Raw genomic sequence first — 14,074 nt, 5'->3', positions numbered from 1 at the left:
TTCGGCTCGAAAATACAAAATTATTTCTGTGAAGATGCTGACATGATACCTAAATTTTGGTATGTTTTTTACCTAGATGCTATTACTTTTATCTTTCGGATTAAGCGAATTATGGAAAAAATTGATTTAACGTATCTAGAAGTATTAAGTGAAGATGATGAGGAATTCAAAGCTGAATTTATTGAGACCTTTGAAACAACCTACAAATCGCTAACTCAAAAAATGAAAGATGAGCTAGCAGCTAATGATTTAGATAATCTCTCTAAGTCTGCTCACCAGTTAAAGCCTTCAGCAAAGATGATTCAGCTCTCATGCTCAGAAACTCTGGAAGAGATCCAACACAATCCTGAAAAAGCTACTGATGAAGCAATTAAAGATATCATTTCACAATGTGAGAATGCTCTTTCACAATTGAAAGATTGGGCTAATCTTTAAATCGGGAGTTTAACTTCCTCTCCGAGATACTTGGGTTTACGCTGTAAGATATACAGGTCAAGAACGGCCATTGTACGAGCAAGCACCTCTCGCAGTGCTAGGGTATTCCCTATAGGACCGCCATCATCTGCAGAAACTGCAATGGCCTTCATTCCAAAATATCTGGCAATGAAAAGCGATCGATAACAATGAAACTCTTGCGTAACAATTGTTACTCTATTTTGGCCAAAAACCTCATTGCACCGCACAACTGAATCAAGTGTTCTTAAACCAGCAAAATCAAGTGAAATATCTTCTTCTGGGATGTTGAGATCACCAAGTGCCAGCAGCATATCCCGAGGTTCGTTGTAATATTTGGTTCTATTATCTCCACTCACAAGTATATGCTTGATCTTATCGATTGAGTGAAGCGTAGCTGCCATATTCATCCGTTCTACAAAGAAACGGTTGGGCCTGCCTTCTGAAGTTCTCTTACTTGTTCCAAGTACCAACGCTACATCATTTTCAGGCGCCTCTTTTGCGCTATGAATGTAGTCTTTCGTTGATTGTACCACCCAGATATTTGTAGCTAGAATGAACAAGAATAAGCTAATCCCAATCCATATAGCTAAACGAATAAGTTTTCTTATTTTATTATTCATAAACCACCCCCTTGGACTTTAAAATCAGGTCTGCCTCACGAACAATCTTGCGGTACCATTCAGCTCGCAAGTTCAATTTTTCTTGTGCCGAAAGTGATGGCCATTCTCCTAGCATTGATTTCAGTACGGTCAAGCATATAGCGGCGCTTACAGATAGGTTGAAACTTTCAGTAAATCCACTCATTGGGATATGAACAAATCCATCTGCTTTCTCCCCTGCTTCTTCTGTAATACCATCTGCTTCTGTACCAAATACGATGGCTGTTTTTTGATTGGGATCTAAATCAGAGATAGATCTGGAGGTTTCATTCAAAGATGTAGCATAAACTTTGTATCCATCCTTTTTTAAAGATTCAAAGCAGTCTGCTACATTATCATTCGACCGACTGTAATGATGCATTGTTACCCATTTGGCTGCTCCCTGAGTGATCGCGGTATTGACTGAATACTCGTTTTTGTTTTTGATGAAATGTAAGTCCTGAATGCCCATGCATTCGGCTGTTCTCAAAACAGCGCTCACATTGTGTGGCTTATCTATATCTTCGAATATCAGTGTAATATGCCGTGTTCGGCGATTCAGGACCCGCTCAATATGAGCAAGCTTATTGTCGGAAACAAATTCTTCCAGCGTATCAATAATCGCCTTGGCATCCATCTACTCTTTCTTTTCACCTCCGAATAGACCCAACTGATTTTCTTCTTCTTCCACTTCAGTCTGTATTGTGCTTTTTATCGCCTCCAAATCAATTTTTACTTTTTCAGATGGCAATTCATCTCTAATAAGATCAACAGTTATTACTTGCTGCACAGGAAGCTTGTTACCGATCGCTTTCCAGCCTTTGATGTCTATGAGACTCATGAGGTCCAGCTTCTTTTTTTCATGTTTTCGACCATCCTTGTAGGTCACTTCCACGTCGGTTTCTATGCCTTTAGAAATGAATACCAGTTTAGAACTTTTTGCTTCTGTCACAAACGGGAATTTTTTATTCGGGGTATTCGTCTCGATAATAAAGCGCTTCACAAAATAAGTTTTGGAATCACCATCGTAGTGAATCGCGTTAAAAGAGTCATCATTATCCAGCTTGTAAATGCCCATCACATTGTTGAAATCATAATGGTTAGTCAACTCGAATGAGGTAGTTTCATAGCTCCCATCCTTGTAAAAAGCAACTATCTGATTATCAGACATAAAGTTTCCAAGATGGTTACCTCGCTCTTCTCTATTCAATCGACCTACTGTTGGATCATACCAGATGTCAACACCTCCAAGTGTCGACTTTCCTTCCTCTTTCAATACTACTTTTCTCACCGGATGCTTGGTAAGAATATTACCACCAGCTCCCCGTCCTTTGATCTCTATTTCTGAGAAGTCAAAATCAAATACTTTCTTACGCGCTTTACTGGCTTGAGTTAAAGAAACTGTGACAATCTCAGCTTCGCCATTTGGATTAGCGGTAAAGTAATGCACCTTTCCTTTTCCTCCTTTGGTCAAGTCATACTCGCGATCTCTTGTCACAGATAGCACTTGGAAACGTTTCACGTATGAATTTCCAGACTTTGCATCTACATAGGACATGTTGTAGACCATGCGTTCATCGTTCTTCTTGAAAACACCTACATGCAGAATGTCTTTCCCCACAAAGGTCTTATCCTGAATCTTGGTGACTACACATTTGCCGTCCTTCGTAAAGGCGATAATGTCATCTATATCGGAACAGTCACTAACAAATTCATCTTTTTTCAACCCATAACCTATGAAACCATCCTGTCTGTTTACGTACAGCTTGGCGTTGTTGGCTGCAACCACTGTTACATTGATGGTGTCGAAGTTGGTAATCTCCGTTTTGCGCTCTCTGTCCTTTCCATACTTGGTCAACAAGTTTTGATAGTAGGCAATGGCGTAATCCGTGAGGTTATCCAGGTGATGATCAACCTTTCCTATTTGATCTGAAAGATCCTGAATTTGCGCATCTACCTTGCTGGTATCAAATCGGGTAATACTGCTCAGTGGTTTATCAATGAGACGTTTGTAATCTTCATTGGTAATCTCACGATAGAACGTATCAAAAAATGGGGTAAATAGGACATTTAAGACTTCATAGCATTTCTGCAAGTCACCCGAATTTTCATAATCCGAATGTTTATACATGCCTTCATTAATGAATATCTTGAGCAGGTTGCTGAAGAAAATTTTCTCTTTCAGTTCTGCTTTTTCGATTTCAAGCTCTTGCTTTAGCAGATCTGTTGTCTGATCGACCGATTGTGTTAGAATTTCGGATATACCCAAAAACATTGGCTTATCATCGACGATTACACAAGCGTTTGGAGAAATAGATACTTCACAGTCTGTAAATGCATAAAGTGCATCCATGGTGATATCTGGAGATATTCCGGAAGCCAGGCTTACCAATATCTCAATATCCTTGGCAGTGTTATCGACTACTTGCTTGATTTTGATCTTGCCTTTGTCGTTGGCTTTAACAATAGATTCGATGAGCGAAGTAGTGGTGGTTCCATAAGGGATGTCTTTGATTACCAACGTAGATTTATCTAATTCTTCTATCGCAGCCCTCACGCGTACTTTACCGCCTCGTTTTCCATCGTTATAATCGCTGACATCAATTTTTCCACCTGTTAGAAAATCTGGGAATAATTTGACCTTCTTACCTTTTAATGTAGCTATGCATCCTTCCAATATTTCACAAAAATTGTGGGGCAGCATTTTCGTAGATAGACCAACCGCAATACCTTCAACACCTTGTGCCAATAGCAGTGGAAACTTAACTGGGAATGTAACAGGTTCTTTCTTTCGTCCATCGTATGAAAGCTGCCATTTAGTGGTCTGAGGGTTGAAAATAACTTCCAGCGCAAACTTTGAAAGGCGCGCCTCAATGTATCGAGCGGCTGCAGCAGAATCGCCTGTCCGTACATCTCCCCAGTTACCTTGAGTGTCTATCAAAAGATCCTTTTGACCAAGATTCACGATGGCATCTCCAATGGAAGCATCCCCATGTGGGTGATATTGCATGGCACTACCTATGATATTGGCGACTTTATTGTATCGACCATCATCCATCTCTTTCATGGCATGTAATATCCGCCGTTGTACTGGCTTCAATCCATCATTAATTGCCGGGACGGCTCGCTCCAGGATTACATAAGATGCATAATCCAGAAACCAGTTTTCATACATTCCTGATATCGGAATGACGTCATGTATTTCTTTCTCGTTTTCGTGTTCTTCTCCCATTTAAAAAAAATATTGACTTTTTAGGTAATACCCTACTACTATTAAAACTGAGACTAGATTTCCTACCAGGAAATAGTCATTTGAAATCTTGTCATCGTCTTTGAGACGAGTGGCTATTTTAAGCGCACCGAAGAATGCCATCCCTTGTGGCAGGTTCACCAACAATATGATGAATAGAAATCCTCTTTCTAATGCACCACGCAATACGCTGCTTAGCGTAAGCGAACGTCTAAACATTTTAGTAACCAGAAAAAAGATCACCAATGCTATAAGCTCGCCGATGACGAAAATGGCACTTTGATACAAATAACTATCCATCTATCAAGTGGTGTATGACTTCCTTACATAATATATACTCATCTATCGCCAGGCTTTTCCTTCTTCTCCACAAGGTGGATTCATCTTTCGATTCGATTTTAGCCATTGCTTTATAATCATGCCCCTGCAAGAATCCTGAAACTGTACTTCTGTCTTTTGGATGCCAACCATCAATGAAATGCTGCGTGATCTTCATCATCTTATTGATCTGATCACTCGCTTCGATAGAAAGTAAAAAACGTCCGTTTTCTTTCTTCATTTCATTTAACATCTTGCGAGCTTCTGTAAGTCCTGGGCCTAGCATTTCATAGGCTTTGTCTTTATTTATAGGCGTTTCAACTTCACCTTCATTCAGAACATAGCGTAGCTTAAAATCAAACTCCTCTTCCAGAATATACTCTTCCATCGCTAGAATGATATCCAAACCTTTAGATGCTGATGATACGATTCCCTGAAACTCGTCTCCAAGGGTTATTGTCAACGGCGATTCAATTGAATCGCCATATATCTTGTTAGTCCACTGGACAAGCACCTGGAAGTCCGACATTAATGCCTTACCATCCTTTTCGTGACTACTCACGATATCCGCCATTAGAATGAACCTATTCATAACTTATTTACAAAAACCAAGTTATTGTGTTTTTTTTACAAAAAGTAATTATTTGCATAAATATTACAATAAATGACTGGGTAAACCGTGATCAGAGCCTATTTTATCTTTATAGTCGTGATGAGCTTTCCGAACTAGAGACCTAATTCGATTAAGTTCGGCATCAATTTTCTTGTAGTTTAAAGGATACCAAAGCGACGGTTTGCAGATCACTTCATTGCCAAATTGATCATAATGATATAAGGTAAACTTATATAACCCATCTAAACTCATGATTTCAATGTCCTTAACCTCATAAAAAGGTATTTGTATTTCATATTCTCCTTCCCTCACATAAAGATTTTCCTTATCGTAGGACACTTCTTTAATCTTTTTTAGAAAATCCCTTACTCTTGGCCAGTACACAAAAACACCCAACACGATGTAACTGACTGCAATCAGCCTACTAGTCCAGTTATCACTAAACCCCATAATGTAGATATAAGCCAGCATTATCAGCGAAAGCACACTGGCTGTGAATATCTTGTAACGCTTTATTGATTGTATCGACAAGGACTTAGAGCGCTCCATTAAGCAGCTTCAACCTCTTCCATCAAATCCTTTTCTACTCGTAGTTTATCTATAATGAACTGTTGACGGTCAGGTGTATTCTTTCCCATATAGAAAGTCAACAAGTCCTGAATGCTTGTATCCTTCTGCAGAATAACCGGATCTAGTCTGATATTATCACCAATAAACTCAGCAAATTCTCCAGGACTAATCTCTCCTAATCCTTTGAATCGGGTGATTTCTGGTTTATTTCCAAGTTTAGCTATCGCTTTTCTACGCTCCTCTTCTGAGTAGCAATAGATCGTCTCTTTCTTATTTCGAACTCGGAACAAAGGTGTTTCGAGGATGAAAATATGGTTATTTCTAACTAGCTCTGGAAAGAACTGTAGGAAGTATGTAAGCAGAAGCAAGCGGATGTGCATACCATCTACATCCGCATCTGTGGCGATTACGATCTTTCTATAGCGTAAACCTTCAAGTCCGTCTTCTATATTCAGCGCGTGCTGTAGTAAGTTAAATTCTTCATTTTCGTAAACTACCTTCTTTGTATGTCCGAAACAGTTGAATGGCTTACCTCTTAAGGAAAAGACTGCCTGAGTCTGTACATTTCTTGATTTGGTAATGGATCCACTGGCTGAGTCACCTTCGGTGATGAAGACCATTGTCTCATCCTTGATCGCATCATCTCCTTTCTTGTCATTGAAGTGAATACGACAGTCTCGTAGTTTCTTATTGTGAAGGTTGGCCTTCTTTGCTCGCTCATTGGCAAGCTTCTTTATTCCAGCTATTTCCTTGCGCTCACGCTCAGATTGCTGAATCCGTTTGAGTAGCGCATCGGCAGTATCGGAATTTCTATGGAGGAAATTATCAAGCTCTTTTTTTACAAAGTCATTGACAAACGTTCGCATAGTAGGTCCTTCCGGTCCCACATTTTGAGAACCAAGCTTGGTTTTGGTCTGGCTTTCAAACACAGGCTCTTGTACTCTCACGGCGATTGCACCAACGATGGCGCTTCTCACATCAGAAGCCTCAAAGTTCTTTCCATAAAATTCACGTACGGTCTTTACTAATGCCTCTCTAAAAGCAGCCAAATGTGTACCTCCTTGCGTGGTGTACTGACCATTCACAAATGAGTAATATTCTTCGCCGTATTGATTCGCGTGGGTTATTGCAACTTCAATGTCCTCGCCTTTCAAATGAATGATCGGATAACGCAAATTTTCAATATCTGCCTTATTGGTCAGAAGATCCTTAAGGCCATTTTCGGAGTGATACTTTTTACCATTTAGCACAATGGTCAGCCCGGCATTTAAGTAGGCATAGTTCCACATCAAATTGTCCAGATACTCAGGAATGAAATGATAATTCTTAAAGACTGAATCGTCCGGCTCAAAGATGATTTGAGTTCCATTTCTACCTTCCGCTTTTTGAACTTTTGAATCGGTTGTAACCACTCCTCTTTCAAACTCTGCAACCTTAGTTTCACCGTCTCTGTAGCTTTGTACTTTAAAGTAATTCGAGAGTGCGTTTACGGCTTTGGTACCAACACCATTAAGCCCCACTGATTTTTGAAAAGCACCTGAATCATACTTGCCTCCAGTGTTAATTTTGCTCACACAGTCTACAACTTTTCCAAGAGGTATACCTCGTCCATAATCACGAACCGTCACTCGATGGTCGGTCACCTTCACATCAATGGTGCGGCCATGTCCCATCATGTGTTCATCAATGCTATTATCAATGATCTCTTTTACCAAAACATAAATCCCATCGTCTGGAGAGCTGCCGTCTCCTAACTTACCAATGTACATACCTGGTCTCAGTCGGATGTGCTCTTTCCAGTCCAGTGATTTGATACTATCTTCGGTATATATCGCTTCAGCCATCTACGTGTACTTTCTTTGTATTGTGTCGTGTTGAATTTATTTCAGCATCTATTAAATCCGTTGTTTTCGATCAAACCTCTCAAAAAGCTCTGGGCGACATCAATCAAGTTTTAATCGAAATCCAAAGTAATGATAAAAATCCAACACTTACACGTAACAACCTAAGCTTCGAAGGTACCTTTACTTGAAATAAGTCAATTTAATAAACTGAAATAGAGTGAGTTCTATTTCTTTTTAAAGAGAAAAAAAATCAGTCCAACACCCCAGACCAGTAAAAAAATTGGGCCTATAAAGTTGAGGTAGCCGAAGCTGGAAGGATTGATATGTCCGGTATTATTTATCACTCCAATGAAGCCAATCATTGAGGCTAAATAGAAATTAATGATGAATAGAATTGCGCGTATCCAGGCCGCCAAATTTTCAGGTAATTTCCGTGAGCCAAGCGTTACTCCAATTCGAACAATGAGGTTGACTATGACGAAACTTCCAAAAGCATAATAGAAGAATGTTTGCTTGTGCAGGTCCTTCACTCCTTCTACATTGAGGTCGACCATTATGGGTAAGTAAGCATACACTAAAAGGAGAATGACCGAGAATAGTAAAACCGAAATGGAATTAAAAACTTTTATCGCTTTGATCATGGCTGCAAATGTAATGACCAGTAGAACATAATGGCGCTCAATCATTAAATTTGAATATGGATCTCAACCCAGTTATTCTTTCCATTCCTCTTTACTTTTTGCTAATCGGTTTTGAGTTGGTCTATCAGCTGATTAAGAAGGCCAAAATTTATCGAACAAACGATGCGATTTCTAACATCAGTTGTGGGATATCTTCACAAGTAACCAATGCCATATGGGGAGTTATTTCGGTAGGTATGTATCAGTATGTATATACCTATTGGTCTATCTCGCAAATACCCAACACCTGGTGGAGCTACCTGGTTCTCTTTCTGTTGGTGGACCTTTGTTATTATTGGTTCCATCGCGCAAGCCATGAGATAAACTTTCTTTGGAATACAGCACATGTAGTACATCACCAAAGTGAAGATTATAACTTGTCTGTAGCACTTCGGCAGTCTTCCTTCGGCGGTGCGTTTTCGATGGTCTTTTATTTGCCATTGGCATTGATTGGATTCAACGCGTATGCGTTTCTTGCGGTGAAAGGAATCAACTTGATTTATCAATTCTGGATACATACTGAAGCAATAGAGAAACTCCCGAAATGGTTTGAATTCCTTTTTAATACACCCTCTCATCATCGGGTTCATCACGGACGTAATCCAAAATACATCGATCGCAACCATGCGGGAACATTGATGATATGGGACCGCATGTTTGGTACATTTCAGGCGGAAGAAGAAAAGCCAACATACGGCGTAACCAAACCTACGAATACCTGGAATCCGGTTTGGGCAAACGTACTTCCTATTGTAGATATGACCAATCAGGTAAAAGTGACACCTGGATTTTGGAACAAGCTTAAAGTGCTTTTCTACAAACCTGGCTGGCAGCCAGCAGAACTAGGAGGCTACCAGGTAGCACCGGAAGTTGACAAAGAAACTTATCGCAAATATGACGTGCACCCACACATGCCCATGATCCGGTATGTATTTGTGCAGTTCGTTTTGGTTCTCACCTTTACCGCGTTATTTCTATTCACTCAAGCTAATTATGATTTCAATACGAAGCTTGCCTTGGTTGGCTATATCATGTGGTCCATTGCTCAGCTTGGCATTCTTATGGAGAATCGCAGAAAGTGGATTCCGTCAGAGTATCTAAGGCTGGTGGCTTCAGCTGTCATCATTGTATTTCTAATTGGGGGCACAAGTTCCTTTTTGATTGCAGGAGGATTCGTGTTGCTGTTTGGAATATGGCTAAATAGCGCACAAAGGCTTAGTTAGTCAATCTTGAAGCATATTCGTCCTCAAAGTCCATATGAGTAGACCAGAAGCCTTTAGACTCCCTGTTATTTAGCTGATCAACCAGAATATCCAGATGAGTATGCCAACCTGCTAAAGTTCCAACTCGAGTCTCTTTTAAGTCTTGCAGCTTTTCGTGAGTAAGTGTCAATTTCACCATTTCTCCGTCCTCAATGAGTGCAAAAGTGACCACACCTTCCCATTCAATGACAAAGAGATTGGGTTTCTCAGATCGGATGACGACAGCCTTAGATTCAAATCCATCTCCATAATCTTTATACTTTTCCGGAGTTGGCTTGGTAGGCGACCCGAGTTGAGAGTTATAAAAAATGAATTTAATCTCATCTTCTGGGCTTAATCCTGTCGATCCACCACAAAACCATTTGGCTCTTTTTTCAGCATCGGTCAGGTAGTCCCAAACGCGTTCGATAGGTCCTGGTAGTAACCGCTCAAATTGTAGAGTTGTTGGCGCTACCAGCTTTCCGTATTTATTCATCATTTCACATTAGTTTATGTTGTTTTAGAAGAATTTCTTTGTGTACTCTATTTCCATTCTCGCATGTACTCCCCAAAATCCTTTGGGATCCTTTCCGGTTACACGATCAACCAGAATATCCAAGTGGGTATGCCAGCCAGCCATTGTTCCGACACGCTTTTCTCTATCCGTTGGTAAATTGGAATGCGTTAATGTCAACTTTACCTGATCATTAAATTCTTCAAGCTTGAAGGTGACCTCTCCTCCTTCCCATCCGATAATTAGTAAATGAGGTGGATCGTACGTAAGTACGTCAGCTACTGATGTCATGCCACCTTCAAGGTCTTTGTACTTATCCGGTATCGGGTCAGGTTCCGGAGAAAGTCGTTTATGGTCGAATTGATATTCTACTTTCCCTCCATGATGACTGTCCATATTGCCACCGGCAAACCATAATGCGCGCTTATCAGCATCCGTTATATATTCCCAGACCCGATCTATCGGTCCGGGTAGTAATCGTTCAAATTCCAGCGTGTGGTCATTGATTAGTTTTCCGTACGTATTCATAGTAGCTATTACTTTTTGTTTGAATCTTCTTTTAATAAGGCTTCCAACGTATCCAGACTTGCATTCCAGAAGCGTCTGTATTGATGTACCCATAAGGCGATCTCTCCAAGCTTATCTAGCTGCGCATGGCAATAGCGCTCCCTTCCCTTCTTTTCAATGGTTACCAAACCGCATTCTTTGAGAATGCGAACATGTTTTGAAACAGCTGGTCTGCTCATCTCAAAATTGTCAGCCAACTCATTGACATTCCTTGAGTGATGAGAAACCAATCCGATGATCTCTCGCCTGGTAGGATCAGCTATAGCCTGAAATACGTCTCGTCGCATAATATGAAACCTTTTGGTTACAAGTATACACAAAAGAAACCAAATGGTTACGTATTTAAAAGATTAATTTAGATGACTATTCTTGTCTCAAGCTCTCAATAGGATTACTAAGCGAGGCTCTGATAGTTTGAAAACTGATTGCTGCTGCTCCAACAACAAGTACTATAATCGTAGAAACAATGAAGCTCCATGGATTAATTACTGTACGTTCGGAAAAATTTTGAAGCCAATAATTGATTGAGAAATAACCGACTGGCCAAGATACAAGCGTCGCTATAACGGTTGTTCTGATCATGCCATTTGAAAGTAACCAAACCAATGCTGCTGTACTTGCGCCCAAAACCTTACGAATACCTACTTCTTTCCTTCGAGTTGAGATATTAAACGAAACGAGACCAATTAATCCAAGACATGCAATAAGTATTGATAGTGAAGCTAAAACCATAAAAATATTAGCGGTAGCTGTCTCATTGTGATAGAGCTTCTCATATTCTTCATCATAAAAGAAATATTGAAAAGGATGATCATTTGTATAGTCTGCCCATAGTTCATCAACCTGCTCTATCATTTCTCTTACATTCTGGCTGCTGCTCAATTTAACAATTATGTATTGCGATGAATTATCGGTAATCAGCTCCAATGAAACAGGGACTATTGGCTGATGGAGAGACTCAACATGGTAATCTTTTATCACACCTATGATTGTAATGGGTTCTCCCATGTGCCACGGAGACGTAAGTTTTTGACCGACAGGGTTCTCAAATCCTAGTGCAGCAACAGCAGTTTCATTAAGGACAACATTGTGAATATCTGCCAGCTTATGCTCTTCCTCAAAGAATCGACCGGCTACTAATTCTAAATCCATTACATCCAGATACTTATAACCAACTAAATTATTAGGAAACAGAAACGTCTCTGAGCGACTTTCGGGACGATATGATCGAATGTCATATCCCTTTCCTGGCAAAGTCTTTGTGTGGGCAACATCTTGAACATTAGCTATCGATTTAATCTCTTTTTTAAAGACCTCAAGGTGATTTCCTAATGCATCAGGCCTGCGTATTACCAGCACCTGATTTTTGTCGAACCCAAGATTTTTGGTGAGCATATAGTCAATCTGATTATAAACCACGAGAGTGACGATTATAATCACGATTGAAGCTGCAAACTGAATGACCACTAGACTGTTTCTCAACCATCCGGTGGTGTTAGAAGATGAAGATGTTCCTTTCATGGCCCATACAGGATGAAACCTTGACAACACCAATGCCGGATAAGAACCCGCTAAGATTCCCACGAATACTGATAGTATCAGTAGTGCAGTGGGACCCCAAAAGCTCGAAAGGATACCAAAAGCAAGTTGTTTTTGGAGTATCACCTGGAAGGAAGGCATTAATGTATATGAAAGGAGACATGTTAATATTCCTGCGGATAAGGTAAGTAAGATTGATTCAAAAATGAACTGCCTAATCAACATGGACCAAGTCGAGCCCATCACTTTCCTAACACCAACCTCACGCGCTCGAGTCGCTGAGTGTGCCGTTGCCATGTTTACGTAATTAAAAATGGCAATGCATAAGATGATCAAGCCAATAACGCCGTAGATGTACATATAGGACAGATTACCTGTTGGAGTCAGTTCTTTTGCGAAATCGGACTTGAGATGAATGTCTTCCAAAGGGAATAGCTCATATCCTACCCAATTGCCAGCAGCCTCCCACTCTCCTATTGATGCACCGGTATAATATTCAATCTGAGGAGCCATGTATTTATAGAATATGCTTCTCATGTCTTTCTCTATCTCTTCTATGGCTACTTTATTATTCAGGATTAAGTAGGTATGTGCATGACTCGCAATCCAATTATTGCCTTTATCTACATCAGGCAGAGTGCTTAATGAAGCCAGCATGTCAAATTGAATGTGAGAATTAGCTACTGGATCCGCGATTATGCCGGTAACTATATAAAAGAGGGAATCAGTATCCACAGCTATTTCTTTTCCAATGGGGTTCACCCCTCCAAAGTATTTCTTAGCGTAGGATTCCGTTAGAATCAATGATCGAGGGTGTTCTAAGACAGTCCCTGCTGTGCCATCTATCAATGGGAAATTGAATACGCGAAAGAACGATGGATCTACATAGAGTAGCCCATCTTCAATGAACTTCCTCCCAGACTCTTCCAGTAAGACTGGATCACTTTCTACAATTCTGACGGCTTGCTCAACAGCTGGATATTCTTCAAGTAAAACCGAAGCGAGTGGGGCACTGGCAGGTGCATCCCTATTTTCCTCTCCATTGATAACTGCCACATTACTTACGCGATAAATTCTGTCTGAATCCAAATGAAAGCGATCGTAACTGAGCTCATTTATGATATAAAAAGCAATAAGTGAAAAGCATGTTAACCCTATGGTAAGTCCTGTAAGGTTGGTCAGAAAGTAACGCTTATTCCTTGCGAAGTTTCTGACTGAGGTTAAAAAGTAGTTTTTAAGCATAGCAATATTTGAGTTTGACCTAGATTGTTTAAATGCAAATGGACGAATGGCGCTGAACACATCCAGGAAATAATGAAAAGCAGACTTGAATTTTCCATAGCGCTTGAGTCTGATAAAATAGAGTTCTTCCAAGTCTCCTTGCAAAAATTCCAGGACACGTTCATCACAAAACCATTGAAGGATTCGTCTGGCTAGTCTGGGCGGTTTTGATTTTATATTCATGAGCTTGTATTCAGATTTAGTCCTGGCACTTCTCTTGAGAATGCCATCCTTAGCTCATTAGCTTCCTCCAGTACTTTAATTCCATGAGATGTAAGTCGGTAGTACTTTTTCCTTCTACCTCCTCTTTCATTAGTAGCTCCTCCCTCAGAAGCTTCCAAATAACCTTTCTCTTCGAGTCGGTAGAGCGCGGAGTGCAATGCACCAATACTTGGGTTCTTTTCTGTTTTCTCTTTGAGAATTTCCTTTATTGTAACCCCATAAGCATCCTCTCCTAATACACCTACTGCGAGTAAAACCAATTCTTCGAAAGCTCCTAGTTTCATAAAATCTTATTTATTTCCTATTTACAAAACAAATATATAATTATTTATTTCCTATTT

15 protein-coding genes are annotated in these 14,074 nt (G+C 40.1%); 2 read left to right on the top strand and 13 right to left on the bottom strand.

What is annotated here, in order from left to right; genetic code table 11:
* Window positions 1-111 precede the first annotated feature (111 nt).
* Window positions 112-435, top strand: a complete 324-nt coding sequence (locus ABJG98_RS02525) for an Hpt domain-containing protein (protein ID WP_348277887.1) — start codon at window positions 112-114, stop codon at window positions 433-435.
* Here the strand turns inward: ABJG98_RS02525 and ABJG98_RS02520 are convergent.
* The 8 genes from ABJG98_RS02520 to ABJG98_RS02485 all read right to left on the bottom strand — a co-directional run bounded on the left by ABJG98_RS02520 (window position 432) and on the right by ABJG98_RS02485 (window position 8,375).
* Window positions 432-1,076, bottom strand: a complete 645-nt coding sequence (locus tag ABJG98_RS02520; protein ID WP_348277886.1) for an ElyC/SanA/YdcF family protein — start codon at window positions 1,074-1,076, stop codon at window positions 432-434. The genes ABJG98_RS02525 and ABJG98_RS02520 overlap by 4 nt on opposite strands.
* Entirely contained in the window at window positions 1,069-1,731 is a 663-nt protein-coding gene (locus tag ABJG98_RS02515; protein WP_348277885.1) for an RNA methyltransferase, read from the bottom strand. The genes ABJG98_RS02520 and ABJG98_RS02515 overlap by 8 nt, the downstream gene beginning before the upstream one ends.
* Window positions 1,732-4,326, bottom strand: coding sequence for a DNA gyrase/topoisomerase IV subunit A (locus ABJG98_RS02510; protein ID WP_348277884.1), 2,595 nt, complete (start codon window positions 4,324-4,326; stop codon window positions 1,732-1,734).
* Window positions 4,327-4,644: a hypothetical protein gene (locus tag ABJG98_RS02505; RefSeq protein WP_348277883.1), complete on the bottom strand. Its 318-nt coding sequence runs from the start codon at window positions 4,642-4,644 to the stop codon at window positions 4,327-4,329.
* Window positions 4,637-5,254 (bottom strand): SatD family protein, encoded by a 618-nt coding sequence (locus ABJG98_RS02500; RefSeq protein ID WP_348277882.1) that lies wholly within the window; start codon window positions 5,252-5,254, stop codon window positions 4,637-4,639. Before ABJG98_RS02500 ends, ABJG98_RS02505 begins: the two co-directional genes overlap by 8 nt.
* Before the next feature lie 63 nt (window positions 5,255-5,317).
* Complete coding sequence (locus ABJG98_RS02495; protein WP_348277881.1) at window positions 5,318-5,824, bottom strand: hypothetical protein; 507 nt, start codon at window positions 5,822-5,824, stop codon at window positions 5,318-5,320.
* On the bottom strand, window positions 5,824-7,689 hold the full coding sequence (locus ABJG98_RS02490) for a DNA topoisomerase IV subunit B (RefSeq protein WP_348277880.1): 1,866 nt from the start codon (window positions 7,687-7,689) through the stop codon (window positions 5,824-5,826). The genes ABJG98_RS02495 and ABJG98_RS02490 overlap by 1 nt, the downstream gene beginning before the upstream one ends.
* A 224-nt stretch (window positions 7,690-7,913) precedes the next feature.
* Complete coding sequence (locus ABJG98_RS02485) at window positions 7,914-8,375, bottom strand: hypothetical protein (protein WP_348277879.1); 462 nt, start codon at window positions 8,373-8,375, stop codon at window positions 7,914-7,916.
* Window positions 8,376-8,386: 11 nt separating this feature from the next.
* Here ABJG98_RS02485 and ABJG98_RS02480 point away from each other — a divergent pair, with 11 nt between their 5' ends.
* Window positions 8,387-9,592: a sterol desaturase family protein gene (locus tag ABJG98_RS02480; RefSeq protein WP_348277878.1), complete on the top strand. Its 1,206-nt coding sequence runs from the start codon at window positions 8,387-8,389 to the stop codon at window positions 9,590-9,592.
* Here the strand turns inward: ABJG98_RS02480 and ABJG98_RS02475 are convergent.
* The 5 genes from ABJG98_RS02475 to ABJG98_RS02455 all read right to left on the bottom strand — a co-directional run bounded on the left by ABJG98_RS02475 (window position 9,585) and on the right by ABJG98_RS02455 (window position 14,017).
* Window positions 9,585-10,109: an SRPBCC family protein gene (locus ABJG98_RS02475; protein ID WP_348277877.1), complete on the bottom strand. Its 525-nt coding sequence runs from the start codon at window positions 10,107-10,109 to the stop codon at window positions 9,585-9,587. The genes ABJG98_RS02480 and ABJG98_RS02475 overlap by 8 nt on opposite strands.
* A gap of 21 nt (window positions 10,110-10,130) precedes the next feature.
* Window positions 10,131-10,652, bottom strand: coding sequence for an SRPBCC family protein (locus tag ABJG98_RS02470; protein ID WP_348277876.1), 522 nt, complete (start codon window positions 10,650-10,652; stop codon window positions 10,131-10,133).
* 8 nt (window positions 10,653-10,660) lie between these two features.
* A complete protein-coding gene (locus ABJG98_RS02465) occupies window positions 10,661-10,978 on the bottom strand; it encodes a metalloregulator ArsR/SmtB family transcription factor (RefSeq protein WP_348277875.1) in 318 nt (105 codons plus the stop codon).
* 76 nt (window positions 10,979-11,054) lie between these two features.
* The gene (locus ABJG98_RS02460; protein ID WP_348277874.1) at window positions 11,055-13,694 is read right to left on the bottom strand and encodes an ABC transporter permease; all 2,640 of its coding nucleotides are present in this window, start codon (window positions 13,692-13,694) and stop codon (window positions 11,055-11,057) included.
* Window positions 13,691-14,017, bottom strand: coding sequence for a helix-turn-helix transcriptional regulator (locus ABJG98_RS02455; RefSeq protein WP_348277873.1), 327 nt, complete (start codon window positions 14,015-14,017; stop codon window positions 13,691-13,693). Before ABJG98_RS02455 ends, ABJG98_RS02460 begins: the two co-directional genes overlap by 4 nt.
* Between the last annotated feature and the right edge of the window lie 57 nt (window positions 14,018-14,074).

The sequence above is a fragment of the Ekhidna sp. genome, assembly GCF_039960695.1.
In the GTDB taxonomy this organism is placed as follows: domain Bacteria; phylum Bacteroidota; class Bacteroidia; order Cytophagales; family Cyclobacteriaceae; genus Ekhidna.
The sequence above is the reverse complement of the archived record's forward strand: the minus strand, read 5'-3'. Positions and strand labels throughout refer to the sequence as shown.

Coding starts and splice junctions, on each gene's coding strand:
- ABJG98_RS02525 (WP_348277887.1), top strand. CDS start 112: ATGGAAAAAATTGATTTAACGTATCTAGAAGTATTAAGTGAAGATGAT.
- ABJG98_RS02520 (WP_348277886.1), bottom strand. CDS start 1,076: ATGAATAATAAAATAAGAAAACTTATTCGTTTAGCTATATGGATTGGG.
- ABJG98_RS02515 (WP_348277885.1), bottom strand. CDS start 1,731: ATGGATGCCAAGGCGATTATTGATACGCTGGAAGAATTTGTTTCCGAC.
- ABJG98_RS02510 (WP_348277884.1), bottom strand. CDS start 4,326: ATGGGAGAAGAACACGAAAACGAGAAAGAAATACATGACGTCATTCCG.
- ABJG98_RS02505 (WP_348277883.1), bottom strand. CDS start 4,644: ATGGATAGTTATTTGTATCAAAGTGCCATTTTCGTCATCGGCGAGCTT.
- ABJG98_RS02500 (WP_348277882.1), bottom strand. CDS start 5,254: ATGAATAGGTTCATTCTAATGGCGGATATCGTGAGTAGTCACGAAAAG.
- ABJG98_RS02495 (WP_348277881.1), bottom strand. CDS start 5,824: ATGGAGCGCTCTAAGTCCTTGTCGATACAATCAATAAAGCGTTACAAG.
- ABJG98_RS02490 (WP_348277880.1), bottom strand. CDS start 7,689: ATGGCTGAAGCGATATATACCGAAGATAGTATCAAATCACTGGACTGG.
- ABJG98_RS02485 (WP_348277879.1), bottom strand. CDS start 8,375: ATGATTGAGCGCCATTATGTTCTACTGGTCATTACATTTGCAGCCATG.
- ABJG98_RS02480 (WP_348277878.1), top strand. CDS start 8,387: ATGGATCTCAACCCAGTTATTCTTTCCATTCCTCTTTACTTTTTGCTA.
- ABJG98_RS02475 (WP_348277877.1), bottom strand. CDS start 10,109: ATGATGAATAAATACGGAAAGCTGGTAGCGCCAACAACTCTACAATTT.
- ABJG98_RS02470 (WP_348277876.1), bottom strand. CDS start 10,652: ATGAATACGTACGGAAAACTAATCAATGACCACACGCTGGAATTTGAA.
- ABJG98_RS02465 (WP_348277875.1), bottom strand. CDS start 10,978: ATGCGACGAGACGTATTTCAGGCTATAGCTGATCCTACCAGGCGAGAG.
- ABJG98_RS02460 (WP_348277874.1), bottom strand. CDS start 13,694: ATGAATATAAAATCAAAACCGCCCAGACTAGCCAGACGAATCCTTCAA.
- ABJG98_RS02455 (WP_348277873.1), bottom strand. CDS start 14,017: ATGAAACTAGGAGCTTTCGAAGAATTGGTTTTACTCGCAGTAGGTGTA.